At 65.9% G+C, this 26,790-nt stretch carries 22 protein-coding genes; 9 read left to right on the top strand and 13 right to left on the bottom strand.

The window, feature by feature from the left end; genetic code table 11:
- The first annotated feature begins 254 nt into the window (after positions 1 to 254).
- The 4 genes from RIE31_11435 (at position 255) to RIE31_11420 (ending at position 5,309) form a co-directional block, all read left to right on the top strand.
- Positions 255 to 1,259 (top strand): fatty acid desaturase, encoded by a 1,005-nt coding sequence (locus RIE31_11435; protein MEQ8641196.1) that lies wholly within the window; start codon positions 255 to 257, stop codon positions 1,257 to 1,259.
- 72 nt (positions 1,260 to 1,331) lie between these two features.
- Positions 1,332 to 2,843, top strand: a complete 1,512-nt coding sequence (locus RIE31_11430; GenBank protein MEQ8641195.1) for an aromatic amino acid lyase — start codon at positions 1,332 to 1,334, stop codon at positions 2,841 to 2,843.
- A 50-nt stretch (positions 2,844 to 2,893) separates the two neighbouring features.
- On the top strand, positions 2,894 to 4,624 hold the full coding sequence (locus RIE31_11425) for an IlvD/Edd family dehydratase (GenBank protein MEQ8641194.1): 1,731 nt from the start codon (positions 2,894 to 2,896) through the stop codon (positions 4,622 to 4,624).
- Between the two features lie 19 nt (positions 4,625 to 4,643).
- Entirely contained in the window at positions 4,644 to 5,309 is a 666-nt protein-coding gene (locus tag RIE31_11420) for an RraA family protein (GenBank protein ID MEQ8641193.1), read from the top strand.
- Positions 5,310 to 5,391: 82 nt separating this feature from the next.
- On the opposite strand, the gene RIE31_11415 is transcribed toward RIE31_11420, so the two are convergent.
- On the bottom strand, positions 5,392 to 5,739 hold the full coding sequence (locus tag RIE31_11415) for a RidA family protein (protein ID MEQ8641192.1): 348 nt from the start codon (positions 5,737 to 5,739) through the stop codon (positions 5,392 to 5,394).
- Positions 5,740 to 5,866: 127 nt separating this feature from the next.
- Between RIE31_11415 and hydA the strand changes: the two genes are divergently transcribed.
- The 4 genes from hydA (at position 5,867) to RIE31_11395 (ending at position 10,638) form a co-directional block, all read left to right on the top strand.
- On the top strand, positions 5,867 to 7,342 hold the full coding sequence (gene hydA / locus RIE31_11410) for a dihydropyrimidinase (GenBank protein ID MEQ8641191.1): 1,476 nt from the start codon (positions 5,867 to 5,869) through the stop codon (positions 7,340 to 7,342).
- Positions 7,343 to 7,354: 12 nt separating this feature from the next.
- Positions 7,355 to 8,128, top strand: a complete 774-nt coding sequence (locus RIE31_11405) for an SDR family oxidoreductase (GenBank protein ID MEQ8641190.1) — start codon at positions 7,355 to 7,357, stop codon at positions 8,126 to 8,128.
- Positions 8,129 to 8,135: 7 nt separating this feature from the next.
- Positions 8,136 to 8,909, top strand: coding sequence for an SDR family NAD(P)-dependent oxidoreductase (locus RIE31_11400; protein ID MEQ8641189.1), 774 nt, complete (start codon positions 8,136 to 8,138; stop codon positions 8,907 to 8,909).
- Positions 8,910 to 9,048: 139 nt separating this feature from the next.
- A complete protein-coding gene (locus RIE31_11395) occupies positions 9,049 to 10,638 on the top strand; it encodes a peptide chain release factor 3 (protein ID MEQ8641188.1) in 1,590 nt (529 codons plus the stop codon).
- Positions 10,639 to 10,650: 12 nt separating this feature from the next.
- Here the strand turns inward: RIE31_11395 and RIE31_11390 are convergent, their stop codons facing one another.
- The 9 genes from RIE31_11390 to RIE31_11350 form a co-directional block, all read right to left on the bottom strand.
- Positions 10,651 to 12,288, bottom strand: coding sequence for a rhodanese-like domain-containing protein (locus tag RIE31_11390; GenBank protein ID MEQ8641187.1), 1,638 nt, complete (start codon positions 12,286 to 12,288; stop codon positions 10,651 to 10,653).
- A gap of 102 nt (positions 12,289 to 12,390) precedes the next feature.
- A complete protein-coding gene (locus RIE31_11385) occupies positions 12,391 to 13,860 on the bottom strand; it encodes an amidohydrolase family protein (GenBank protein MEQ8641186.1) in 1,470 nt (489 codons plus the stop codon).
- A 33-nt stretch (positions 13,861 to 13,893) separates the two neighbouring features.
- Positions 13,894 to 15,756, bottom strand: coding sequence for an adenylate/guanylate cyclase domain-containing protein (locus RIE31_11380; protein MEQ8641185.1), 1,863 nt, complete (start codon positions 15,754 to 15,756; stop codon positions 13,894 to 13,896).
- A 149-nt stretch (positions 15,757 to 15,905) separates the two neighbouring features.
- Positions 15,906 to 16,292: a response regulator gene (locus RIE31_11375; GenBank protein MEQ8641184.1), complete on the bottom strand. Its 387-nt coding sequence runs from the start codon at positions 16,290 to 16,292 to the stop codon at positions 15,906 to 15,908.
- Between the two features lie 182 nt (positions 16,293 to 16,474).
- Entirely contained in the window at positions 16,475 to 17,317 is an 843-nt protein-coding gene (locus RIE31_11370) for a protein-glutamate O-methyltransferase CheR (protein MEQ8641183.1), read from the bottom strand.
- Positions 17,314 to 18,537, bottom strand: coding sequence for a chemotaxis response regulator protein-glutamate methylesterase (locus RIE31_11365; protein ID MEQ8641182.1), 1,224 nt, complete (start codon positions 18,535 to 18,537; stop codon positions 17,314 to 17,316). The genes RIE31_11370 and RIE31_11365 overlap by 4 nt, the downstream gene beginning before the upstream one ends.
- Positions 18,537 to 18,902 (bottom strand): response regulator, encoded by a 366-nt coding sequence (locus RIE31_11360; GenBank protein ID MEQ8641181.1) that lies wholly within the window; start codon positions 18,900 to 18,902, stop codon positions 18,537 to 18,539. Before RIE31_11360 ends, RIE31_11365 begins: the two co-directional genes overlap by 1 nt.
- Positions 18,903 to 18,927: 25 nt before the next feature.
- Entirely contained in the window at positions 18,928 to 19,413 is a 486-nt protein-coding gene (locus tag RIE31_11355) for a chemotaxis protein CheW (protein ID MEQ8641180.1), read from the bottom strand.
- Positions 19,410 to 22,124: a hybrid sensor histidine kinase/response regulator gene (locus RIE31_11350; protein ID MEQ8641179.1), complete on the bottom strand. Its 2,715-nt coding sequence runs from the start codon at positions 22,122 to 22,124 to the stop codon at positions 19,410 to 19,412. Before RIE31_11350 ends, RIE31_11355 begins: the two co-directional genes overlap by 4 nt.
- Positions 22,125 to 22,337: 213 nt before the next feature.
- Here RIE31_11350 and RIE31_11345 point away from each other — a divergent pair, with 213 nt between their 5' ends.
- Entirely contained in the window at positions 22,338 to 23,372 is a 1,035-nt protein-coding gene (locus RIE31_11345; protein MEQ8641178.1) for a glycosyltransferase family 4 protein, read from the top strand.
- Here RIE31_11345 and RIE31_11340 read toward each other — a convergent pair.
- Genes RIE31_11340 through lptF form a run of 3 tightly spaced genes read right to left on the bottom strand, consistent with a single transcriptional unit; the run spans position 23,363 to position 26,713 of the window.
- Positions 23,363 to 24,370, bottom strand: coding sequence for an NAD-dependent epimerase/dehydratase family protein (locus tag RIE31_11340; GenBank protein MEQ8641177.1), 1,008 nt, complete (start codon positions 24,368 to 24,370; stop codon positions 23,363 to 23,365). The two genes, RIE31_11345 and RIE31_11340, sit on opposite strands and share 10 nt — an antisense overlap.
- Complete coding sequence (locus tag RIE31_11335) at positions 24,367 to 25,611, bottom strand: glycosyltransferase family 4 protein (GenBank protein MEQ8641176.1); 1,245 nt, start codon at positions 25,609 to 25,611, stop codon at positions 24,367 to 24,369. Before RIE31_11335 ends, RIE31_11340 begins: the two co-directional genes overlap by 4 nt.
- On the bottom strand, positions 25,601 to 26,713 hold the full coding sequence (gene lptF / locus RIE31_11330; protein ID MEQ8641175.1) for an LPS export ABC transporter permease LptF: 1,113 nt from the start codon (positions 26,711 to 26,713) through the stop codon (positions 25,601 to 25,603). The genes RIE31_11335 and lptF overlap by 11 nt, the downstream gene beginning before the upstream one ends.
- Positions 26,714 to 26,790 lie beyond the last annotated feature (77 nt).

Raw genomic sequence — 26,790 nt, 5'->3', positions numbered from 1 at the left:
CCCTTCGACGGGGCGTCGCGGTGATCTGGCGGCCCGCCAGCGGCCGAGAGTGGCAGCGGCCAATGAGCGCGTCAAACCGCTCCGCAGCGTGGCCTGGGGGCGGGCTGTGGCCCGTGACCTTCGATTTTGCCATAGAAAATCTCATGGGATTAAGCAAATATTCTCATTGAATGCCGCGCGGCCATAGCGTAATCAGATCGGACGGGTATGCGGTTGGACGCCCTGTTTCACGGGCCTCGTATAGGAGGTTGGCAATGTCGGTGTCAGCGGTCAGTGCGGGTCGCAGTCAGGCTCCCCGGACGCTGTGGAATCGTTTGACCGACGCCTGGTGGGCTTATGAAGCCCCCACCTATCTGCTGTTTGCCGGTGTCTATGTGGCGTGGGGTCTGCTGGTCTGGTTCCACGCCGCGCTGCCGTGGTGGTTGATGATCCCGCTCGGCGGCTATCTGGTGGCGCTCCATTCCAGTTTGCAGCACGAGAGTATTCACGCCCTGCGCCGTTCACCGGTGTGGCTGCGCACGGCGGTGGCCTACGCCCCCCTGGGGGTGTGGGTCGCCTATCCGGTCTATCACCGTATGCACTCCACTCATCATCGCAATGCAGACCTGACCCTGCCGGAGGCCGATCCGGAGAGCCGCTACGTCTCGCAGGATCGCTGGGCCCGCATGGACCCGGTCAGCCGCTGGCTGCGGATCGCCGACCAGACCCTGGTCTTTCATCTCACGCTGGGTCCGGCCCTGGCCTGGAGCCGTTTCTGGAGCGGCGAGCTACGCGCCCTGGCCGGCGGCGATACCAGCCATCTGCGCGCCTGGCTGTGGCATGTGGTAATGCTCGGGCTGCTCTTCGCCTTTGTCAGCGGCGTCGCCGGTATGGCCTGGTGGCAGTATGTGCTGCTGATCGCTTACCCCCATGTGGGCTTTATCCGCCTGCGCTCGTTCTTTGAGCATCGCTGGGCCGTCCGGCCCAGCGAACGGATAGCCAGCGTCGAGGCCGGGTTCGTCTTCGCCTTCCTGTTCCTGTGGAACAATCTGCATATCGTCCATCACATGCGCGCCACCATGCCGTGGTACCGCATCCCGGGCTTTTACAAGGCCAATCGCCAGCGGCTGCTGGCCATGAACGGGCACTATGTATTCACCGGTGGCTATCTGGACCTTATGCGCCGCTATGCGTTTCGCCCGACCTTCGTGCCGGCCCATCCGGCGACGCCGGGCGGTTCGGCGCCCGCACCTGCGGCCGTCGCCGACGGTGCCGCCTAAGCACCGCGGGCGCCCTCTTGCATGATGCTGGCCGACGGGCTTCCATAGCACCGGACTGATCCGGGGGAAGCCATGACCGTCACCATCCGCGACCGGCGGGATTTCTCACTGGACAATGTGTGCCGTGTCGCCATCGGTGGCGAGAAAGTGCGCTTTGCACCGGCCGCCATGGGCCGCATGACAAAGGCCTATGAGGCCTTTCAGACCTATGTGGATACCCACCGTGACCGCTTCATCTATGGGGTGACGTCGGGCGGCGGGCCCACCGCCAAGGTCCACAAGTCGCCGGAGGAGATGCGCCGGCTGCACGCCCGCGGCAACCCGTTCACCGGTCTCAGCTTTGCCCGGCGTGATCTGCCGCCGGAGGTGGTGAGAGCCAGTGTCTTCGCCATGCTGGCCATGTACGCGGAAGGGACCAACGCGGTGGAGCCGGGCCGGGCCAAGGCGGTGGCGAAACTGCTGGATGGCGATCTGCCGCGTATCCCCGAACAGGGGCTGGTGGTGCCCGGCGAGATTCTCGCCCGCTTCTTTCTGGTGGACCTGCTGCCGCCCAGGGCGCGCAAGGGGTTCGAGATCGGCGGCGCCAACGGCTCCCCCTTCACTAACGGCATGGGGGCGCTGGCGGCGGTCTATGCCGGCCGTCGCCTGGCGCTGGCCGAACGGGTATTCGCCCTGTCGGTGGAGGCCTTCAACGCACCGCTGGAGGCCTATGACCCGGCACTCAAGGCGCTGTGGGGCGACCCTTATGAAGGTCAGGCGCTGGACGCGCTGGGCCGCCTGCTGAAGGGCGCCAGGACCAAGGACCGGCGCTTCTATCAGGCGCCGGTGTCGTGGCGTATCCTGCCGCGGGTTCTGGGCCAGGCCCACCGCGCCCAGGCGCAACTGGCGGACACCGCCGCCATCTCCATGCGGGTGATCGCGTCAAACCCGACCTATGTGCCGCCGGCCATGGCCGATCGCAAGCGCGATCCGCACGGCAAGACCATGAGCACCGGTTCCTATCACAACGCCATCCTGCCGCCGGCCATGGACGCCATGGCGGCGAGCTGGGTCGATCTGGCGGAGCTGGCGCGGCGCCACGCCATCAAGCTGCACCGGGGCGATATTTCGCAACTGCCGGACCTGCTGATTCCCGAAGGCCAGAACGTCGGCTCGCCGGAGACCACCGCCTATCTGGAGTGGGTGCCGTTCGGCTTCGTCGAGGAGATGCGCCGCCTGGCCGAACAGCCGGCGGGCCTGTTGTCGCCGGTGGAGCCGGCGGCTTCCGAGCAGGATGACATTTCAGCGCCGGGCGAGTTCTCGTGGCTGATGGAGCGGCGTGTCGCCCACCTGTTCGATCATGTGCTGGTGGTGACAGCCGTATCCGCCAGCCAGGCCCTGCACCTGATGAAGCGTCGGCCGGCGCCGCCGCTGCGCCGCTTCCTTGACGAGATACGGGAGATTTTTCCGCCGGCCGGCCCGCGCGCCCTGGCGCCGGACGCGACACGCCTGACCGAGGGCTTCACCGAGGCGGTGGAAGGGGCGGCGGGCTTCGGCCTGCCATCGCTGGGCCGGCGGCCGGCCGCGGCCCGCCGCGCCGCATGACGGGCGTCGCATGATGGGCAAGACGGGGACGTCGGCTGGTGAGTGGGCCCATGAGTAAGAGCCGGCGGCCGTTCCGTTCCGCCGCCTGGTTCGGCAAGGCGGACAAGGACGGATTCGTCCACCGTAGCTGGATGAAAAACCAGGGGCTGCCGGACCACCTGTTTGACGGCCGGCCGGTCATCGGTATCTGCAACACCTGGTCGGAACTGACCCCGTGCAACGGCCACTTGCGCCGTCTGGCCGAACACGTCAAGCGCGGCGTCTATGAGGCCGGTGGTTTTCCGCTGGAGTTTCCGGTCACCAGCCTCGGCGAGACCCTGATGCGGCCGACCACCATGTTGTTCCGCAATCTGGTCAGCATGGATGTGGAGGAAAGCATCCGGGCCAATCCGGTGGACGCGGTGGTCCTGCTGGTCGGTTGTGACAAGACCACGCCGGCGCTGCTGATGGGGGCGGCAAGCTGTGACCTGCCGGCCATTGCCGTATCGGGCGGTCCCATGCTGAACGGCCGTTTTCGCGGTCAGACCATCGGCTCCGGCACTCATGTCTGGCGCTTCGATCAGGACGTCAAGGCCGGCGACATGTCGCTCGCCGACTTCATGGCGGCGGAGGCCGGCAACTCCCGCAGCGTCGGCTCGTGCAACACCATGGGTACCGCATCGAGCATGGCCAGTATGGTGGAGGCGCTGGGCATGGGACTGCCAACCAACGCCGCCATTCCCGCCGCCGACGCACGGCGCTATACGCTGGCCCATATGGCCGGGCGGCGCATCGTCGAGATGGCGCACGAAGACCTGCGTATGAGCCGCATTCTGACGCGCCAGGCCTTCGAGAACGCGGTTCGGATCAATGGCGCCATCGGCGGCTCCACCAATGCCGTTGTGCACCTTCTGGCGCTGGCCGGACGGGTCGGTGTGGCGTTCAGTCTCGATGACTGGGACCGGCTGGGCCGCGATGTGCCGACCATCGTCAATCTGCTGCCGTCAGGCGCTCACCTGATGGAGGATTTTTATTATGCGGGCGGCCTGCCGGCGGTGATTCGCCGGCTGGGAGAGGCGGGCCTGCTGCACAAGGATGCGCTGACGGCCAACGGGCAGAGCCTGTGGGACAACAGCCGGGACGCAGAGGTCTATGACGATGACGTCATCCGGCCGCTGGACCGGCCGCTGGTGGCGAGCGGCGGCATCGCCGTGCTGCGCGGCAATCTGGCGCCCGCAGGGGCCATTCTCAAGCCGTCCGCTGCCAGCCCGCATCTGATGACCCACAGCGGCCGCGCCGTGGTCTTTGAATCGATCGAGGATTATCAGGCGCGCATCGGCGACCCCGACCTGGATGTGGACGAGACCTCGGTACTGGTGCTGAAGAATGCCGGGCCGCGCGGCTATCCCGGTATGCCGGAAGTGGGCAATATGGGTCTGCCGCCGAAACTGCTGGCCAGGGGCGTGCGCGACATGGTGCGCATTTCCGATGCCCGCATGAGCGGTACCGCCTATGGCACGGTGGTGCTGCACGTCGCACCGGAAGCGGCGGCAGGCGGGCCCCTGGCGCTGGTGCGGGACGGCGACCGCATCAGTCTGGATGTGGCCGGGCGCCGTCTCTCCCTGGAGGTGCCGGACGAGGAGCTGGCGCGCCGTCGCGCCACCTGGCAGGCGCCGCCGCCGGCTATGGCCGGCGGTTATCAATCGCTTTATGTGCAGCGCGTTCTGCAGGCCGATCGCGGCGTTGATCTTGATTTCCTGGTTGGCTGTCGCGGCGCCGAGGTGCCGCGCGAATCCCACTGAACCCACAACGGAGACGGGCATGGCTCTCGACAAGGCACTGATGGATGAGGCCCGGCAGAAGCTCTATAGCGCGGTGATCTCTGACGTGCTGGATGGCCATGGTAACTTTGACCACGCCATGGGCGCACATGTGCGGCCGGTGGATGAGTCCCTGGTCATGGTGGGGACGGCGCGTACGGGTCTGTACATGGACGTCTATGACGTGGCGCCGGGAGAGAATCCCTATGATGTGGAGATCGCCCTGATTGACGACCTGCGGCCCGGTGACGTGCCGGTCTTCTCCTGCCCGCAAAGCGGCCGGGTCGCGCCGTGGGGCGAACTGCTGTCCACGGTGGCGCAGGTGCGTGGCGCCGCCGGGGCGGTCATGGACGGCTTCGCCCGCGATATCCGCATGATCCGTCAGATGGGGTTCCCGGTGTTCTGCGGCGGAATCAATCCGCTGGACAGCAAGGGCCGGGCCAAAATGATGCGGATGGATGTGCCGGTCATGTGCGGCGGCGTCAAAGTCTGTCCCGGTGATTTACTGTTCGGCGATGTGGACGGTGTGGTGGTTGTTCCGCAGGCCATGGCCGAGACCATCCTGCGTGAGGCCATCACCAAGGTCTCGGCCGAGAATACGGTGCGGGACGAGCTCCGGCGTGGTGATTCACTGAAGGACGTCTTCGCCCGTCACGGTATCCTCTAGCAGCCCGCGGTATTCCTGGAATGCGGTGTGGTGGCCGGCCCCGGCGGCCGGTCAGGCGACCGGCCGCACCGCCGTGCGCCGGCTAGCGTGCCGCCTCCACCATGATCTCCACGAGGATTTTCGGATTGGCCAGCTTGGCCTCCACGGTCGCCCGCACCGGCTTGTTGTCCGCGTCCACCCACGCCGTCCAGGCCTCATTCATCTGGGCGAAGGTGCGCATGTCGGTCAGCCAGATATTGGCCTTCAGCAGCTTTGATTTGTTCGTTCCAGCCTCCTTCAACAGGGCGTCAATCTTGGCCAGCACTTCCTCGGTCTGGCCCTTGACGTCGGCTTCCAGATTGTCCGGCGTGATGCCGGCCAGATAGACCGTGTCATTGTGAATGACGATGGCGCTGAAGAACTGTCCCGGCTTCTTGCGTTCGATGGTCATGACGTTCAGTCTCCCCGTGTTCTGGCCGTGTGCTGGGCCAAGCCCTGCAGTGATGTCGGCGCATGGTCGCCGGGTGCAGACGGTGAGACAAGGGCCGACGGCCCGTGATGGGGAGGGATGAAGGACTATGGCGGACTTCGATCTGGTCATCCGCAATGCCCGCGTGGCGACGGCATCGGATGTTTTTGAGAGCGACATCGGCGTCAAGGACGGCAAGGTGGCGGCCCTGGCGCGGGGCCTGCCGGCGGGGACAGAAGAAGTGGACGCGGCCGGACGCTGGGTCCTGCCGGGCGGTGTGGATACCCACTGCCATTTCGATCAGCCACTGGAGCCGCCGGTGGTGATGAGCGACGATTTCGCCTCCGGCACCGTGTCGGCCGCCCATGGCGGCACCACCACCATCGTTCCCTTCGCCTGTCAGCAGATGGGCCAGAGCCTGCGCGCCGCAGTCGAGGACTATCACCGCCGCGCCGCCGGCAAGCCGGTGATCGACTATGCTTTCCACATCATCGTCGCCGACCCGACCGACCAGGTGACCGGCCAGGAAATGCCGGCCCTGGTGCGCGAGGGCTATACCTCGTTCAAGATCTATACGACCTATGAGGGGCTGAAGCTGGATGACCGCCAGGTCATCCGGGTACTGGCCACGGCGCGGCGCGAGGGGGCCATGGTCATGGTCCACGCGGAGAACGCCGACTGCATCGACTGGATCACCGACCGCCTGCTGGAAGCCGGTCAGACCGATGCCTTTTTCCATGCCCGGTCACGGCCGCAGGCGGTGGAGCGGGAAGGAGCACACCGCGCCATCACCATGTCGGAGATCGTCGATTGCCCGATCCTGCTGGTACATGTGTCGAGCAAGGAGACGGTGGAGCAGATCCGCTGGGCCCAGAGCAAGGGGCTGAACATCTATGCGGAAACCTGCCCGCAGTATCTGGTGCTGACCGACGACGATCTGGACAAGCCGAAGTTTGAGGGCGCCAAATATGTTTGCAGCCCGCCACCGCGCGACGAGGCAAGCCGGCAGGCCATCTGGGACGGCCTGTCGAGCGGCGTGTTTCACTGCTTTTCATCCGATCACTCGGCCTACAGTTTCGACACGCCTGACGGCAAGAAGGCGTTCGGCGCGGATGCGGATTTTACCAAGATCCCCAACGGCTTGCCGGGGGTTGAGACCCGCCTGCCGCTGCTGTTTTCAGAAGGGGTGAACACCGGCCGTATCAGCATCAATCAGTTCGTCGCCCTGACCGCCACCAACCCGGCCCGGCAATACGGCCTGTACCCCCGCAAAGGTTCCATCGCCATTGGCGCCGACGCCGACATAGTGATCTGGAACGACAAGGCGAAGATCACCATGAGCAACGCCATGCTGCACCACAATTGCGACTACACGCCCTATGAAGGCATGACCTTTACCGCCTGGCCGGAGGTGGTGTTCTCGCGCGGCGAGAAGATCGTCGCTGACGGCAAGCTGAACGCCAGGGCCGGCCGTGGCCAGTTCCTGGAATGCGACCTGCCGGCGCCGGCCAGGCCATCACCCAAGCCCATGGCCAAACGACCGGTGCACGCCGCCGGCGCCGGCGGTCATGGCCACGCCCACTGAGGCCGCCGGGTCATGGTAGCCGAGCATGGCCGCATGGCCGGCAAGAAAGCCATCGTCACCGGCGCCGCCGGCGGCATCGGCCGGGCCATCGTCCGGGCTTTCGCTGCCGAAGGCGCGCAGGTGCTGGCCTGCGATATCAGTGGTGATGGCGCCGAAGAGACAATCCGTCTGAGCGGGCTTGGCCCGGCCGACGGCGTGGCGATGGGCTGTGACGTGGCGAAGTCCGCCGATTGCCAGGCGGTGGTGGCGGCGGCCCGGAATGCCTTCGGCGGGATCAATGTGGTGGTCAATAATGCTGCCTGGTTCATGCCGCGCCGGCCTTTCGCTGAGGTCAGCGAGGAGGACTGGGCGAAGAACATGGCGGTCAACCTGGACGGCCCTTTCTATATGAGCCGTCATGCAGTGCCGGTGATGACGGCGGGCGGTGGCGGCAGCATCATCCACGTGGCGTCACAGATGGCCCGCGTGGCGAACGAGGGCCAGACATCCTATTGCACCGCCAAGGGCGCCCTGTTGATGCTGGCCAAAGGCATGGCGGTGGATCACGCCAGGGACGGCATACGGTGCAACACCCTGTCGCCGGGCGGCATCGCGACGCAGGGCATGATCGACATGTATGGCGGCCGGGCGCAGGCCGAAGAACAGTGGGGAAAGCCCAAGCATGTTCTGGGTCGGCTTGGCCTGGTAGAGGAGATCGCCGCCGGCGCCGTGTTCCTGGCCAGCGAGGATTCCAGCTTCATGACCGGCACCGATCTGCTGATCGATGGGGGATACACAGCGGTATGAGCAGCCAATGAGCGGAAGCGGACGCCTGGCCGGCAAGCGGGCGATCATCACCGGCGCCGGCAGCGGCATCGGCCGGGCCATCGCGCTTGCCTATGGGGCGGAGGGCGCGCGGGTGGTGTGCAGCGACCTTGATCGCGACACCGCCGACGAGACCGCCTCGCAGATTACCCGCGCCGGCGGCCGCGCCGTGGCCAATCGCTGTGACGTTTCGCAGCCGGAGGCCGTTCAGCAGGCCATCGCCGTGGCCGAGGCGTCCTTCCTGGGCCTCGACATCCTGGTCAACAACGCCGCCTATTTCGCGCCGCGCAAACCCCTGGCCGAGCTGGAAGAGGACATCTGGCACCGCAATATGGCGGTCAACCTGACCGGCTGTTTTCTCATGAGCAAGTATGCCATTCCGGTCATGGCGCGGAGCGGCGGCGGCAGCATTATCCATGTGGCGTCAGCCCATGCGCGGGTCGCCAATTTCGGCCAGACCGCCTACAGCACTTCCAAGGGCGGCCTGCTGATGATGGCCAAGGGCATCGCGACGGACCATGCCCGGGACGGCATTCGCTGCAACACGCTATCGCCCGGCGGCATCGCCACCCAGGGCATGGCCGATCTCTATGGCGGCGACTGGCAGCGGGCGGAAGAGGAATGGGGCAAGCCCATGCACGTTCTGGGCCGCAACGGCACGGTGGAGGAAATGGCGGCGGGCGCCGTATTCCTCGGCAGCGACGAATCCAGCTTCATGACCGGCACCGACCTCCTGCTGGACGGCGGCATGACGGCGCGCTAGGGCCACGCGCAAAAGGCCCCCGGATTCGGCCCGGACGTGGTATAATCGCGAACCGGGCCGCCGATGAGCGCGCCCGGTCGTTTCATCAGCCCGGACGATTGCCTTGACCCTGGCGGAAGACAGACCAGCCCCCTCCGGCATGCCAGCCGAATATGAGAGACGGCGCACCTTCGCCATCATCTCCCATCCCGATGCCGGCAAGACCACATTGACGGAGGCCATTTTGCTTGCGGCCGGTGCGATCCACCTGGCCGGTGAGGTGCGGGCCCGCGGTGAGCGCCGCCGTACGCGCTCCGACTGGATGAAGATCGAGCAGGCCCGCGGCATTTCGGTCACCACGTCGGTCATGACCTTTGCCCGTGACGGGCTTGTCTTCAATCTGCTGGATACGCCCGGGCACGAGGATTTCAGCGAGGACACCTATCGCACACTGACCGCAGTGGACTCGGCCATCATGGTTCTGGATGCGGCGCGTGGCATTCAGTCCCAGACCCGCAAACTGTTCGAGGTCTGCCGACTGCGCGACATGCCGATCATCACCTTCATCAACAAGATCGACCGTGAAGCGCTGGACCCCTTCGCCCTGCTGGATGAAATCCACGATACGCTGGCCCTGGATACGACGCCGGTAACCTGGCCTGTGGGCATGGGCGGGCTGTTCCACGGACTCTACGACCTGCATGCCAATACGCTGATTGCGCCGGATGCGACGGGCGATGCGGGTCCGCCCCAGGCGCTCAGCGGACCGGATGACGTTGCCCTGGCGAGCAAGCTGCCGGCGGAGCGGCGCGCGGCGCTTGCAGACGAAAGCCTGCTGGCGCGTGAGGCCTGCCCTCCCTTTGACCTGCAGGCCTATCGCGAAGGCCATCTGACCCCGGTTATCTTTGGCAGTGCCCTGAAGAAGTTCGGCGTGGCCGAACTGGTGTCGGCCATCGCCCGCTGGGCGCCGCCGCCAAGGCCGCAGCCGGCCGAACCTGCACCAGTCGCACCGGGCAGCGACAAGGTGAGCGGCTTCGTCTTCAAGGTGCAGGCCAATATGGACAAGAACCACCGGGATCGGGTGGCATTCATGCGTGTGTGTTCGGGCCGTTTTCAGCGCGGGATGAAGCTGCGGCAGGAGCGCACCGGGCGGCAGATGGCAGTGCAGAATCCAATCTTTTTCTTCGCCCGTGACCGCGATCTGGCGGAGGAGGCGGCAGCGGGAGATATCATTGGTATCCCCAATCACGGGACCATCAGTGTAGGCGATACGCTTAGTGAGGTGGATGCGCTGCGCTTTACCGGATTGCCCAACTTCGCGCCGGAAATCCTGTGCCGTGTGCGGGTGCGCGATGCCATGCGTACCAAACACCTGCGCAAGGCGCTGGAGGATCTTGCCGAGGAGGGCGTGACCCAGGTGTTTCGCCCGCGTCTGGGCGGCGACTGGATCGTCGGTGTGGTTGGCCCCTTGCAGCTTGATGTTCTGGCGACCCGGATGGAGGCGGAATACAGCATCGAAGTGGTGCTGGAGCCGGCCCCCTATGACACGGCACGCTGGGTGGACGGGCCAGCGGACGAACTGGCCCGCTTCGAGGCAGCCAACCGCGGAGCGCTGGCCGATGACAAGGATGATCGTCCCGTCTTTATGGCGCGCAACCGGTGGGATCTGGACCGTATGATCCAGGACTGGCCAAAGCTGAGCTTCCAGTCCACGCGCGAACGGGCCACGCCCACGCGCGAACGGGCCTGAGGCTGGCCTGACCTAGCCGGCGGCTAGGGTGGCGGCCGGTTGTAGCGCGGCGGGCGCAGTCAGATAGGGGGCGGTGCCATCCTTGCGGATCTGCTCCAGCACACCGGCCTCCCAGTCCAGATAGGCCTGCATACCGTCGACGGAAATGCCCCGTCGATGCCACACATCGTCGGCCGGCGTGGTCATATGACTGGCGCCGGTCTCCAGCATGCCACCGGATTGACGCCAGGCGGCGGTGCCGCCGTGCAGGACGATCACCGGCCGGTCCGTCAGGCGATTGAGCTCTGCCGCGGCAAAGCGCGCCACAAGACCGCCGGGCGAGGTCAGGACCACGGTCGCCGGTTGCTCAGGGAGGGCCTGCAGCAAGGCCTCGGGACGCGAGCGAATGGAAAACCAGGCGCCGGGGATGTGGCCCGCGGCGTATTGACCGCTGGTCGCCATATCCACAACCTGCACCCGTCCCCGCGCCATGGCGCGTCGCAGCACCCCGGCAGTAACCGTGCGGCAGCGGGTCTGACCAAGGCCGAGGACGGTTGGCACGAAGTCACCGATGGCCAGTTGACGCCCTTTAAAGCCATCGCTGAGCACAGCCACATCGAACCAGCCCATGCGTTTTAGCCACATGGCGGTGACAAGGGCGCGGGTACCGTCATTGTCCGCCAGGACAAGCCTGGCGTTGAGCGTTGCCACATGCTGGAAAGGGGACATGACCAATTCGGTGCCGGGGGCGCTGATAGAGCCCGGAATATGCCCTTCGCGATATTCCTGGCGGCTGCGCACGTCCAGCAGATAGGTGGTGCGGCGACGGTCGGCCCGCAGTTCCGATACCTGCTCGCGGCTGAGGCGGGGAATGGAAAACTGTTCGGCCAGACGCTCGGCCGCTGCGGCCGCGTGATGGCGGGCCTGCGCCGACAGGCGCGGCGGCAGGTTCTGTGATCCCGCCTGCAGATCATAGCCGGCCAGACGCCAGCCCCAGGTGCCGCCGTCCAGGCCATAGACCGGGTTCGGCACACCGGCGTCGATCAGGGTCTGAGCGCCCAGCAGGCCACGGGTGCGGGTCATGCAATTGACCACCACCGGCGTCTTATCGTCGGGCACTACGTCCTTGAAGCGACGGAGCAGGTCAGGCCCCGGGCAGACGATGGCGCCGGGCAGGGCGCCGGCGCGGAACTCATTGACCGGGCGGCTGTCCAGCAGGACAAAGGTCTCGCCGGCGGTCAGCCGACGGCCGAGATCGGCCGGCGCGATCCGTGGCGTGTCATTCTGTGCCACCGTGGCGGCGGCAAAGCCCTTGATCGGCACATTGACGTCGTCAAAGACTTCAAAGCCGGCGTCGGCCCAGCCATTGACCCCGCCGGCAAGGCACTCGACCGCGCTGTAGCCAAGCTGGCGCAGTCGGGCGGCGGCACGGCTGGCCAGTGTTTCGTCATCGCCGCCGTCAATGGTGATCAGCGGCGTATCACGCCGCGGCACCATGTCGGCGATGCGCAACTCCAGTCGGCTGAGCGGCAGGTTGACGGCAAACAGGAGATGGCCGTCGCGGCCGAAGCAGAGCTCCTCGCGTACGTCCAGCAGAGCCAGTTCCCGGCCTTCCGCCATGGCACGGCGCAGGCGCTCGTGCAGCGCGGCGGGCGACAGACCGTCCGTCATGGTTCCCCTTGCCCCTCGTGATCCGGCTGTAGAAAGCCATGGAACAGCATATGAAGCAAGGCTTCCAAGTCCCTGCGACTGTTAATGAAAACCGCAGACAGGTCAGGCGCGGACTTCGAGCGACATGGGGAAGGCCTCGTCCACGCCACGGCCGTGGATATCCTTCTTGGCCATGAGCGGCACCATCTCCTGGATGCCCGGCGCCAGTTCGGCCAAGGCCGCGGCGTGGTCTATGGTCACCACTTCGCCGTCGCTGACTACCTGTCGGCCATCGACCCAGACATCGCGCAGCGGCCGCTCGACGCCACTGAAGATCAGCGTACGCAAGGGGTCGCGCACGGGCCGCATCAGCGGGTGGTTCAGGTCGATGGACAGAATATCGGCCTTGCAGCCAGGCGATAGGCGGCCGATATCATCGCGGCCCAGGGCCTTGGCGCCATTGACCGTGGCGGCGTGCAGCACCTGGCCGGTGGTGGTCGCCTGCTTGACGCCCTCGGCCACGCGGCAGCCGATCACCGTCCAGCGCATCTCGTCGATCATGTTCATCGGCGACGCATCGGTGCCGATTCCCACATTGATGCCGGCTGCCAGATAGCTGGCGAAGCTGTGCATGACGCGCCCGCTATTGGCCTGCACCCATGGACAATGAGCCACGGTGGTGCCGGTCTCCGCGAGAATGCGCCGGTCATTGTGATGGGCCCAGTGCAGCCACGGGTGGTCATCGATGAAGAGACAATGACCAAGGATGGTGCGGGGGCCCAGAAAGCCAATGTCGTGCAGCCACTCCACCGGGGTGCGGCCATGGCGCTGAATCATCTCCTTGAACTCAACGACGCTCTGGCTGGCATGGGTGCTGACCGGCATGTTGCGCTTGTCGGCCTCGGCCTTCAGTTCCTGGATCAGCTCGGCCGTGCAGGTATCCACCTGGCCCGGCGCCAGCAGACCGTGCAGGCGGCCGGACGGGTGCTTTTCCGCCTCGTCAACGATGGTCAGGGCTTCCTGCAGGCCGCGCTGTCCGCCCTGTGTGTTCCACCGCCATTCCGGCGTGTGGCCATTGGGCGTGGTGTGCAGGGCATCCACCACCTGGGCACCGGCATAGGCGCGCAGGCCGCTTTCGGCGAGAGTTTCGATCCAGCCTTCAACCGCAGGATAGGTGTCCGTTGACGGCGCATAGGACAGGTCCAGCACGGTGGTCGTGCCGCCCTTGAGCAGCTCGCACAAGGCGGCGCGCAGATTGGCCTGCTTGTAGGCGGGCGGCAGGTTCAGCAGCTTGTAGTAGTCATGCATCAGGGTGGAGCCCATGACCTGATTGCTGACTTCCTCGATAAAGCCGCTGCCCTCCAGCGTGGAGCTGGGGTGGCCATGAATATTGACCAGCCCGGGCATCAGCATGCGGCCACGGCAATCAACCACCTCATGGGCTGTTCCGGTCCAGCCCTTGCCCACATGGCTGAGACGGTTGCCTTCGCTCACCACGTCGGCGTCGCGCAAATAGACGTGGCGTTCGTTCTCGCCGTCCCAGGCGATAACGAAGTCGGCGTTGCGGTAGTGACGGGTGATCGGGCTGGCCATAATACGTCCGGATGGTCGTGTGGGAGGGTCAGCCTAACGGGGCGTTCCGGCCGGCGCCATCCCGCTCTGACCAGTGGCCAGGCGGACGAACGGCACCGGTTCGTCGAAGCCCTTGAGGCGGGCCTGGTCGGCGGCGGCCGGCAAGCCGTCGAGCAGGGCGTCTGCCTCCGGATCGGCCCTGACCGCCGCCGAAAGAACAATGTCGCCGCCCTGGCTTTCGCCCTGCAGACGGGCCGCCAGATTGACGGTGGAGCCGAAATAGTCAAGCCGGTCATTGAGGGTGACGGCGATGCACGGCCCGGCATGCAGCCCCAGCCGGATGAGGATGGGGGTATCCGGGTGGGCGTGGTTGAAAGTCGCCACCTCGGCCTGGATGGCGAGGGCGGCACGCAGCGCATCGGCCGGCTGGTGGAAGGAGGCCATGACCGCATCGCCGATGGTCTTGACCACGGCGCCATCGTGTCGCCGGACGATATCCGCCAGGAAGGCGAAGTGATCGCGCACCAGACGGTAAGCCGTGGCATCGCCGACCCGGCCATAGAGCGCGGTGGAGCCGCGTAAATCGGTGAACATGAGGCTGACATGGCTGATGCTGACTTCATCACCCGGTCGCAGCACCTGGTCGGAAAACAGCGAGCGAAACGCCTGCAGGGTGGTCACCCGATCGGCGGTCAACGCATCGCGGGTCCAGGTGCGATCCTCGATGACGACGGTTCTATCCTGGCGCGACCGGTTGGTCAGGCGAACATGGCCGGCGGCGGCGTCGGCCGCCGTTGTGATAGAGCCATCATTGACCACCACCTCGGGGAACGCTCCGCCGGCCCAGTCGAGATCATGGGAGGGTCCGGGCTCCAGCGTACGCAGACGCCACAGGCCCGGCGACAGGTCAACCGCCAGATCCACGCTGTCGCCGGCGAGCACCGTCACATGGACCTTGATGTGCGGCGTGGACATGGGACCGGCCAGACAGAAAGCGCCGGACTCGAAATCACGGATCGCCGGCGCCGGGCGAAAGCTCAACTCCACATTCTGCGAAAAATCGCTGTCATAGTCGATGTCACAGGTGCTGCAGTGGGCGCCGCGCGGCAGGTCGTCGAGGGACTCCGCGCTGGCCTTGGCGACACGACAGCGCGGGCACAACACGTCCCAGCGCATGTCCAGCAGGCCGGCTTTGGTTGCTTCGAGAAACAGCTCCGTCGCCTCGCGCGGCTGCAGCGACCACGGACGGGCAAGCGCCAGGGGGCGCAGGCGCTCGACCTCGCTGTCAGCGGCATTGAGCAAAAACGTTGCCAGGCGGTGCGCCGCACCATGGCCATAGGGCGTTGCCTCCACATTGGCGGCGATGGCCGCGGCCCGACGCGATAACTGCGGCGAGCGGCGCGGCGGCGGTATATCGAAGACGCTGTCCCGTCGCCCGCCGGCGAAGTCCCGCGCCTGCGCCGCCAGTCGGCCGAACCGCCGGCCATTCTGGCGGTGAAAGCCGGCCAGCAGGATGAGCCGCCCGAGCAGTCCTCGCGGCACCACGTCAAGGTCGTATTCCGCGAGGGTGCCGGTGGCGTCTTCCGCCGGGGCGCCGGTGAGGTTGCCGGTGCCGTCGGCGGCGGTCGGTGTGAGAGTGAGAGTCGCCGTCAGTTCGCGGAACGGACCGGAATCGAACACCCGGCTGTGCCGGAACCAGTGGTTCCATACCCAGTTGAGCGGCACCTCGCGCCAGGTGACGGCCAGCGGGCCAAACTGTAGCCGGCCATGCTGGACGGAGCCACCGTCCGGCCGGCGGGTTTCCGTAATGGCGTGGCGTGGAACGCCGGCTGCCTCGTTGAAGCGGACCGTATCCGCCAGCAGGGGCCATACGGCCTCGGGCGGACTGTCGAACTGCCAGCGAAAGGTGCGCTTCATGGGACGCTCGGCCGTGGTCCTGCCGCACCGGGCCCGATCAGGATGATCAGGCCCGGCGGCGGACCATCTTGCCGGCTGGCCTGGTGTCTGGCCAGCGGCGTCTCAGGCCGGAGCCGGCCGGCGGGCAGGAGCCCCGGCAGGGAACGGTGTCAGAGCGGACCCATGACCGTGGACAGTTTGGACTTCAGCGTATCGACGCTGAACGGCTTGACGATGTAGTTCGAGACCCCGGCCTGTTTGGCGGCCAGCACGTTCTCGGCCGAGTTTTCCGAGGTGACCAGGATGAACGGAAGTTTCTCGAAAGACTTTGTGGCCCGCACTTCCTGCAGCAGTTCGAGGCCGCTCATGGCGTCCATGTTCCAGTCGCACAGCACCAGGCCATAGGCCTTTGCCTGCATCTTGGTCAGCGCGACGGGCCCGTCATCCGCCTCGTCAACATTCTGAAAGCCAAGCTGCCCCAGAAGGCCGCGTACGATCCGGCGCATGGTTGCCTGATCATCAACAATGAGAATCGAGAGATTCCTGTCCACCGCCATGGCTGCTCGTCCTTCCTGAACTATTCTTCTCTTCGGTTCTGGCGCGGGCCTCTTTGTTACGAGCCGCTGATTTCGCCAGGGCCATCCTACGCCCGGACCGTTAATTCACCGCTAATCCTCCGGTGCGCCACGCTGTCCCAGACAGCAGACCGCGCGGCGCACCGTGTGACGTGACGCCGCACCTACGCGGCACTGGCGGCTTTCGCCGAGGTGTTCACAAGTCCGTAAACGCCCCGCTGGTCGCCCAGCGGCCCGAAACGGTCGGTCACCCCGTAGACCGTCTCGACGCCGCCCAGATAGAGCATGCCGTCGGCCGCCATCGCCTGGCCGATCCTGTCCAGAACCGCACCCTTCGTCGGGAAGTCAAAGTAGATAAGCACGTTGCGGCAGAACACCACATCGAAGCGACCAAGCGAGCGTGGGTCATCCAGCAGGTTGAAGGGCTGAAACGTGACCATGTCCCGGACCGCCGGCTTCAGCCGCCAGCTATCGCCGTCCTTCTCAAAGTACTTCGCCAGATACAGGCTAGGCAGGCCGCGCTGCACCTCGAAGTGCGAGAAGCGTGCCTCTCGTGCCTTCTGCAAGACGCCTTCGGAGACATCGGTGGCGATGATCTCAAACCGCCAGCCGGTCAGCTTTGCCTGCTCTTCCAACAGGATCATGGCCAGGGAGTAGGGTTCCTGACCGGACGAGCAGGCGGCGCTCCAGATGCGCAGGGTCCGCACATGACTGCGCGTCTCGGAAAAGTGTGGCAGGCCGACCTTCCGGAAGTGGTTGAACGGTCCCATGTCGCGAAAGAACAGGGTCTCGTGGGTGGTCATGGATTCAACAACGGCGGTCGCCAGCGCCGGGTCGCCGCCGCGCAGCCTGGCCGCCAGGGCGTCAAAGTCGGCAAGGGCAAATCGCTGCATCAGACCGCGCAGGCGGCTCTGCCACAGATAGGTCTTGTCCAGACCTATGATCAGCCCGGCCCGCTGCTTGACGAATTCGCCGAGATAGATGAGCGCCGCATCACCTTCGCTCATGACGGTGCCCCCGCGACCAGACGGTTGATATAGCCGGCGACGTCCGCAAGCGGCAGAATGGCGTCGCAGATGCCCGCCGTGGCGACGGCGCCGGGCATGCCCCAGACGACGCTGCTGGCTTCGTCCTGGGCGACCACATGACCGCCGGCGTCGACCAGATGGCGACCGCCGGCCAGACCGTCCTGACCCATGCCGGTCAGGATGACGGCGACGACGCTGCCGGCATAGGCCTTGGTAATGGACCGCAGCATCACATCGACGCTGGGCCGGCAATAGTTTTCGGCGGCATCCTGATTGAGGCGGATGACTTTGTGCCCGTCCTTGTCCTGCACGGTCATGTGATAGTCGCCGGGGGCGATATAGGCGTGGCCGGGTTCGACGGCCATGCCGTCGGCCCCCTCGTGGCAAGCCCATTTGCCGTGGTTGGTGAGCTGCTCGGCGAGGATGGCGGTGAAGGTCGGCGGCATGTGCTGGGTGATGAAGATCGGCTGCTGGCGGCTGACCTCCAGGGCTTCGAATACGGCAATGAGGGCCTGCGGCCCACCGGTCGAAGAGCCGATCGCCAGCGCCGCCGGCGCGCGGATGGCCTTGCTGTGGCGCAGCGGCACATGGGTGCCGGCGCTGGCCCGCGGCGCGGTTGTGGGCCTGGTTGCGGGCGTGGCGGCCGGGATGGTGGAGCCGGGCGGCCGGGTCGCCGCCGGTGCGTTGGTCGGTGCTCTGGCGTCAGTCGCCGCCGCCGGCAGAGTGGTGCCCTGGCGGCGCCGGTCGCGGTGCGCCTGGCCCAGACCGATGATCTTGCCCAGAAGGTCGCGGCGGAAGGACTCTGCGGCGGTGATGGCGCTGGTCGGCTTGGTCAGATAGTCGGCGGCGCCGTCTTTCAGCGCCTGCATGGTAACCACCGCGTTTTCCCGGGTCAGGGTGGATACCATGATCACACAGCACCACGGGTCGGCGGCCATCAGCTTCGGCAGGGCGGTCAGACCGTCCATGACCGGCATCTCGATGTCCAGCAGGATCACGTCCGGCTTGTGCTGCGTCTGGGCGCGCAGCGCGATCTCGCCATTGGCTACGGAGGCCACCACCAGCAGCTCTTCATGGACCTCCAGCGTACGGACCAGGATGCCGCGGACGACAGCAGAGTCGTCCACAACCATAACGCGCAAAGGCGAATGGCGCTGTGTAGCAGCCGGAGCGCCGGCACGGACCTGGGGCTGGGTCATCAGAGCGCGCCGGCCTGCTCGAACTTGAGCTGGACGATTTCGGCGTCATAGGGCTTCATGATGAACTCGTTGGCGCCGGCTTCTATGGCTTCGGAGATTTTCTCCGGGTCAGATTCGGTCGTGCAGAAAATGACAATCGGATGATCGCCATTGTCCATGGCGCGCAGCGCCCGCAGGAACTCTATTCCGCTCATCACCGGCATGTTCCAGTCGAGCATGATCGTATCGGGCATGGCGCTGCGACAGGCGGCGAGAGCTTCCTCACCGTCGGCGGCCTCACTGACGTCATAGGTCATGGATTCAACGGCGCTGCGGGCAAGCCGCCGCATGAGCCGGGAGTCATCAACCACAAGACATGTCTTCATGGCAGGTCCGTTCGTCATCTGGGAATCAGGCAAGTTCAAGCTGGCTTTCAACCAGCCGATGGACATCCAGCACCACCATGAGGCGGCCATCGAGCCGGATGATTCCGGCCGAAACCTCACGCAGGTCCGCCGCCAGATTTGGTGGGTTGCGATCAAAACGATCCGACGGCAGGCTCACCACTTCATCAACCGCGTCCACCAGCAGGCTGTAGAGATGGTGGTCATGCTCCACCACCACGTTCATCGGATTTTCTGATTCGTCGCGCGGGCGCAGGGCGAAACGCTGGCGCAGATCAATGGCGGTCACGATCCGGCCGCGCAGGTTGAGATTGCCGGCAATCTCCTTGCGCGCCAGTGGGATGGGTGTGATCCGCTGAGTCTTGAGGACCTCCTGAACGGCAGTCAGTGGAATGCCGAACAACTGATCATCGACCATGACGCTGACCAGTTCCGGCGTCATGTCCATGGAGTCGCCGGTTGAGTCCTTGTCGCTGGCGTGTGGTTCGCTCATGCCGCTTCTCCCTGCTCCACGAGGACGCGGGCGACAGCGTCCAGCAGCGCGTCCCGCTCAAACTTCGCCACATAGTCGCGGAAGCCGGCGGCGCGGCCTTTTTCGATGTCGCCGGGCGTGGCAAAGCTCGACAGGGCGACAAGCGGCATGTTCTTCCAGCGTTCGTCGCTGGTGACCTGGCGGGCGAACTCCAGGCCGTTGAGGTCAGGCATCTCGATGTCGCTGATGATCAGATCGAAGCCATGCCCCTGGTTGAGGATGTCCAGCGCCGCCTCAGCTTTATCTGCCGTCGTCACGTCATAGTCGGCGGCGCGCAGCAGGGGCCGCAGCAGATTGAGGAAGAAGGGGCTGTCGTCGACCAGCAGGATTGACCGTCGCTTGCGCTGATTTCTGTCACCCTGTGATCGGGGGCGCTTGTACCAGTCGCTGTTCGACTGACCCAGCCAGTGGCTGGCATCAACGATCTCGGTCGCTTTTCCGGCAATCACCGCGCTGCCCATGATTCCGGGGCGGCGGGTCTGCAGGTCCAGGCGGAGACGTTCCTCGACGATATCAATGACCTGATTGACCATCAGGCCCATGCTGTTTTCATCGTCGCCGAACACCAGGACCTGCTGGACCGCGTTTGCGTCGCTGGCCAGCGTCATGCCCGGCTCGAAGGGAATCAATGGCATCAGATGGCCACGATACTGAATGGCCATGCCATCGCCGCCTTGCTCCAGTCGTTCAACCGGGAACTCTTCCAGCCGCGTGACCAGGGCCAGAGGAACCGCCTTTGGCCCGCCTTTGCCGGCGCTGAACAGCAGCAGCAGCTCCTTCTCGCTGCGGCCGTCGCCGTCGCGCTCTGCCTGCAACTGCGACTCCTCGCCAATGGTAATCTCGCCGGTGGAAGAGGCGATGGCGTTAGGGTCGAGGATCATGATGGTGCTGCCATCGCCGAGGATGGTATTGCCCGAGTAGATCTTCAGATCGCGCAGGACAGGCGCAACCGGTTTGACGACGATTTCCTCGGTGTCAAAGACACGGTCAACGATGACGCCGAAGCTGTAGGTGCCGACCTGGGCAACGACGATAAAGGCATCGTCTGCAGACGTACCGCCGTTGTTCTTCTGTTCGGTCTGCTGCCCGGTCGCCGGCGGGGTTATTTGCGCCGGGCTCTCCGCGGTAACGCCAATCTTCAGCAGCGTACGCAGATCAAGCAGTGGCAGGAGGCGATCACGCAGCCGCAGGACGTTGGTCCCCTGCAACCGCTCGATCCTGTGTTCGGACGAGTCCGAGGCGCGAACCAGCTCCACCACGTTGATTTCCGGAACGGCGAAACGCTGGCCGGCGCACTCGACAATGATTGCCGAGACAATCGCCAGGGTCAGCGGGATCTTCAGCGTGAAGGTGGTGCCGCGCCCGACGACAGACTGGATTTCGACGGTGCCGCCGATCTGCTCGATATTGGACTTGACCACGTCCAGACCGACGCCCCGGCCCGACACATTGGACACCTTCTCCGCGGTTGACAGGCCGGGCTTGAAGATGAACTGCATGAGCTGCTGTTCGGTTATTGCCTCCAGCTCGGCTTCCGTGGCAAGGCCCGCGCGCAGGACTTTTTCGCGCAGCTTCTCCAGTTTGATGCCCGGACCATCGTCGGCCAGTTCAATGATGATGTGACCGCCTTCGTGGCGGGCCGACAGAGTGACCTGGCCGGTTTCCGGCTTGCCCGCCGCGCGACGGCCTTGCGTGGTCTCCAGACCATGGTCCGCGGCGTTCCGCACCATGTGGTTAAGCGGATCCTTGATCAGCTCCAGAACATGGCGATCCAGCTCCGTCTCGGCGCCGAACGTCTGCAGTTCGATCTTCTTGTCGAGCTGATGGGCCAGGTCACGCACCATACGGGGTAGCGTTGACCAGGCGTTGCCGATCGGCTGCATACGCGTCTTCATGACCGCTTCCTGCAGCTCGGTCGTAATCTGGTTGAGGTGTTGCAGGGGTGTCGCCAGACGGCTATCGCCGCCGCTGCGGACCAGCTGCATGAGCTGATTGCGGGTCAGCACCAGCTCGCTGGTGGTGTCCATCAGCTTTTCCAGCAGGGTAACGGCGACGCGGACTGATGACGCCGCCGACTTTTCGACCGCCGCCGGCGCCGCGGCTTTGGCCCTGTCGGGCTTGCCTTTCGCCGCCTTGGTCGGTGTTGCTTTGGCCGGTCGCGCCGGCGGAGCGGGCTGCGCCGCCGCGCCAGTGTCGTCGTCGGCGATTGCCGCATCTGCCGGAGCCGTGTCCTGAGCAACTGCGGGATCGGTTTCGGGAGCGGCCTCGGTGGTGGCCTCGGTGGCGGCGGCCGGCGGGCCCTGGGTGATGGCGCTGAGCTGGCCGATCAGATCGTCGTCGTCGCCGTCCGGTTCCGTCCCATCCTGAGAGATGGCCACAAGAATCGCCTTCACCCGGTCGAGCGCCGACAACACCACGGTGACGATCTCCGGTGTCACCGGCAGCGCGCCATCGCGCAGTTTGCTGAGAACGCTTTCCGCCGCGTGGGCCAGTTTCTCCAGACGGGACAGTCCGAGAAAGCCACAGGCGCCCTTGATCGAATGGACAACACGGAAAATCTTGGTGAGCGGAGACGGGTCGTCCGGCGACTGCTCCAACCGGACCAGATCCACTTCGATATCGCTCAGACCCTCATTTGTCTCGGCAAGGAATTCCTGGAGCAGATCATCCATGGCATTGTCCCGAAGGGCTGTGCGCCGGATATCCGGTCGCGGAGCGGAGGAGGCGCAGGCGCCCGAAGTCCCGCTGACTGTCGCCGAAGCCGGTAAAGATCAGGTAAAAAGCCGGCTATCATCCGCCCCTATGAGGCGGCGCGGGGCAGGGAGGCGGGGGACGGTGGCAGGACCATGTGACAGCGGCCGGGCGGCTCGCACCGGGCGACGGCGATGACCGCGGCGGCGCAGATGATCGCGGCGGCGACCGTCGGCATTGTGGTGTGGGCCGGCTGTGGCCTGGCGCACGCAATGCTTGTGCGCTGGCAGGTCCTCGACCGGCCAGGCCAGCGGTCCAGCCATACGCGGCCGACGCCACGCGGCGGCGGCTGGGCGGTTCTGGCCGGCCTGTTGCCGGCGTGGCTGTGGGTCGCCATGACCAGCGACAGCATCGTGTTCGCTGGCCTCGGCTGGTTGCTGCTGGCGGCGGTGTTCGTGGCGCTGGTGTCGTGGCGTGATGATTTGCGTGACGTGCCGGTCGGTCTGCGTCTGGCGGCACAGGTGGTGGCGGTAGCGGTGGGTGTGTGGACCCTGTCACCGGCGCCGGTCTTTCAGGGTCTGCTGCCGCCGCTGCCTGACGCCATCGCCGCCGGCCTGGTGTGGCTGTGGTTCGTCAATTTGTACAACTTCATGGATGGCATTGACGCGATCACCGCGGTGGAGACCATGGCCATCGGCCTGGGGGTTGCAGCGCTGGCGCTTGCGGTTGCCGTAGCCGGCGAATCCATGAGCCTGCGATTACCGGAGGACGCCGCTGTCCTGGCCGGGCCCGGCCTCATTCTGGCGGCGGCGGCTGGCGGGTTCGTGTTGTGGAACTGGCCGCCGGCGCGATTGTTCATCGGTGATGTGGGCAGCGTTCCTCTGGGGCTACTGGTGGGTTGGCTGTTGCTAAGCCTGGCTCAGTCCGGTGCGTGGCCGGCGGCGCTGCTGCTGCCGGCATATTATCTGGCGGACTCCGGGGTGACCCTGCTGCGTCGGTTGCTGCGCGGCGAAGCGGTATGGCGTGCCCACCGCAGTCACTTCTATCAGCAAGCGGTGATCCGCAGCTGGTCACATGGCCGCACGGTGGGCCTGATCACGTTGTGCAACGGCGCGCTGGTGGCGCTGGCCATTGTCTCGCTGCGGGCGCCATGGCTGGCCCTGGCCGGTGGCGCGATTGTGGTAGTGGCGACCCTGCTTGTTCTGCGCGGCCATCCGTCTCAGGCCTGAGGTCGGCCAGCCCGCCACCACGCCGCCAGGTCGGTCAGCTCTTCATCGAGGGATCGCTCCGCAGTCCAGGCCAGGTGTTCTTGCGCCGCGGCGGTATCGAGCACGAAGGAGCCGGTAAGCCCGGCCATGGCCGCGGAACGGCCGGCCACCACCGCCGCCAGACGCAGCACACCAGACGGGCATGGCCACAGACGACAGGGGCGCTGCAGGGCGCAGGCCACCGCACGGATCAGCGCCGGCGGTGAAACCGGGTGTTTGTCGGCGACCAGCATGGTGCGATTGGCGGCGCCAGGTGCGCTCAGCGCCGCGGTGATGGCGTCACACAGGTTGGTCAGGCCGATCAGGCTGAACCGATTGGCAAGCGTCGCGAAGGGCAAGGGCCAGCCACGATCCACCGCCGCCACGAGACGAGCCATGTTGGCGCCGACCCCCGGACCATAGACCAGCGGTGGCCGCAGAATGACGATTTCAGGGGGGACGATTTCGTCAGGGCCTTTCGCGCCTGCTTCGTGCAGTTGATGCAGGGCTGCTTCGGCCGCTGCCTTGGAGCGGGCATAGGCATCGGCCGGATGCACCGGTGCCTTGTGGTCCAGGATGCGCCCGGCCGGCACGGACCGGCCGAGCACCCGCGCAGTACTGATGAAGATAAAGCGGCGAACGCCGGCCGCGCCGGCAGCCTCAGCCAGCCGCGCCGTGGCGTCCGTATTGACCCGCCGCCAAAGCGCCTCGTCGCCGTCACTCGGGCGATGGGCCAGGCCGGCCAGGTGAACGACGGCGCCAATACCGCCAAGCGCCGGGCCCGGGTCGAACCGGGGATCGGCCATGTCACCGACCACGCGCGTCTCTGCCGCTCCCGGTATGGCCGGGGCACGGGGCTGACGCACGCCGGCGACGACCCGCCAGCCACGCGCCGCGAGATGAGGAAGCAGGGCGCGGCCGATGAAGCCGGTGGCGCCGGTCACCAGCACGGACGCAGAACCGTCGGCGGCGGAGGTCATGGCATCAGCGCGCGATACAGGCCAGCGGTGGCGTCCTCCACATGGCGGTCGGAGAAACGGTCCAGCACACGCTGGCGCGCGGCCAGGCCCAGACGCCGGCGCAATGGTGCATCTCCGGCCATGCGAATCATGGCCAGGGCCAAGGCCCGGGCGTCACGCGGCGGCACGGTCAGGGCCGTATCGTCGGCCACGGCGATTTCGCGGCAACCCGGGACGTCACTGGCGATCAACGGACGGCCGGCGGCGGCCGCTTCCAGCAATGTCTTTGGCAGTCCCTCGCGGTAGGACGGCAGCACCGCCACATGAGCCTCTCGCCAGAGGGCGGCGATGTCAGAGACCGATCCACGCCAGTCAAGAATGCCTTCCTCCTGCCAGCCGCGCAGCGTCGCCGCCTGGAGGCTGGCCGGGTTACCGTCATCCACGTCGCCGACCAGCCAGAAACGCGCCGCCACTCCCTCCGCCCGCACCAGCCGGGCCGCCGCGGCGAACTCCATAATTCCTTTGTCGCGCAACATGCGGCCAACCAGCGCGAAGATGACTGGCGGCGGTGGTTCCGGCGAAGGCTGGAAGTGGTCGGTGTCCACCCCCGACCCGCCGATCAGGACGATTGCCTGTGCCGGCGCCAGGCCATGGACGGTGAGGAACGCACGATCATCTCCATTCTGCACGATGACCCGGTGGAGCGGTCCGCGCAGCGCAAAGCGCAAGGCACGCCGCAACAGCGGCCGGATGAGGCGGGCCTTCAGGCTGGTCGACGAAAAGCCATAGCCAAGACCGGCCAGGGCATTGACCACCGTTGCCACGCCGGCGAGGCGCGCTGCCACAGAGCCATAGATCACCGGCTTCATGGCAACATGATGGACAATCGCCGGCCGCTCGCGCCGATAGAGACGAAGCAGCGCCATGAGGGTGCGGGCCTCGAACCACGGATTGATACCGCGGCGGCGAATGGCCAGCGGCAAGACCCGAACACCGGCGGCTTCGATCCTGGCCCGGTGGGCGTCGACCCGACAGGCCACGGCCACATCGAAGCCGGCGGCTCTGGCGGCGCGCGCCTGCGGCAGACGATGTGACCAGAAGTACCAGTCCTCGGTGACCACGAAGAGCAGGACCGGCCGCGCCCGTCCGGCGCGTCCGTCGGCGGACCCGTCGCCCGCCCCGGCGGGCGCCCCCGTGTTTGTTGCTGTGGCTGCCCCCGCGCTGGCCGGTGTGGCGCTTTGCAGCGGACCGTCAGACGCCATGCGATGCCGCGACGACCGGGCGGGACCGGCGTGTGCCCAGCGCCAGCCACGCCACACCGGCTACCGCCGGCAGCAGCGCCGAGGCATAGATCAGAGGAACGAACAGAGGCAGGCGCCCGGCCAGATTGACCGACCACAGATGCAGCGCCTCGATAGCGATGGCCACCGCGGCAAGGACCCAGAAGCGCCAGGCGCGTCGCCGCCGGCCGAATTCACCCGACAGCAGAATAGCCGCCGCCACAATGGCGAAGGTCAGGGGCAGGAGAGGCCCGGCCAGCCGGCCGTGACCATGGGCGATCAACTTGCTGTGGAAATAGCGGTCATTGTCGGAGCTGCCCGGAGCCAGAAGCTCACCCAGAAACCGTTCGCGCGGTTCGCGCCAGCGGTCACCGCTGAACTCCCGAATGGTCTGCAGATCAATGGCGTAGCGATCAAAATACAGCAGCGAGAACTCACCGCTGGGATTTGCCGTCTGACGATTACCGTTGATCAGGACAATGCGCGGCCCGTTCGGTCCCTGAATGATAGTGCCTTGCTCGGCCATGATGGTCACCGGCGCATCGGCATCGCGTTGATCATGGATCAGGAGACCTTGCAGGACCCCGCCGCCGTTGCGCTCGCGAACAAAAACCGTAAGACCGTCCCCCATATTGTTGAACACGCCAGCGCTGACCAGCACGGCTGCATAATTACTGCGCGCAAGCTGCTGCATGTCCTTGAAGTTGCGATATGACGCCGGCACCAGATAGAGCGATAGCGCAAAACTGGCGATTGACAGGACCAGCCCAAGCGCCAGCGCTGGCCGGGCCAGGGTGAGGGCGCTGAGCCCGGCTGAGCGCATGACCACCAGTTCATGGTCGCTTTCCAGCTTGTTATAGACATAGACCACGGCGACAAAAGCCGGAATCGGCAGGACCACATAGATGAATGTGGGCAGGAGCAGCGTGACCAGCGACAGGAAGTCGGTGTAGGACAGACCTCGATTGACGATCAGATCGACAAAACGCACCGACTGGTTCAGCCACACCATGCAGGTGAAGATGATCGCGACTAGCAGAGTCGCTATTATGAGCTGGCGAAAGATATAGCGGCGAAGAGACATGTCAGGCCCTGTTGGCGAACCTCACCACATATACCGCCGAAGCGGCATATCCGAAACCGTCTTGGCGCGTAGAGCCC

It is taken from the genome of Alphaproteobacteria bacterium, assembly GCA_040218575.1.
In the GTDB taxonomy this organism is placed as follows: domain Bacteria; phylum Pseudomonadota; class Alphaproteobacteria; order JAVJRE01; family JAVJRE01; genus JAVJRE01.
The sequence above is the reverse complement of the archived record's forward strand: the minus strand, read 5'-3'. Positions and strand labels throughout refer to the sequence as shown.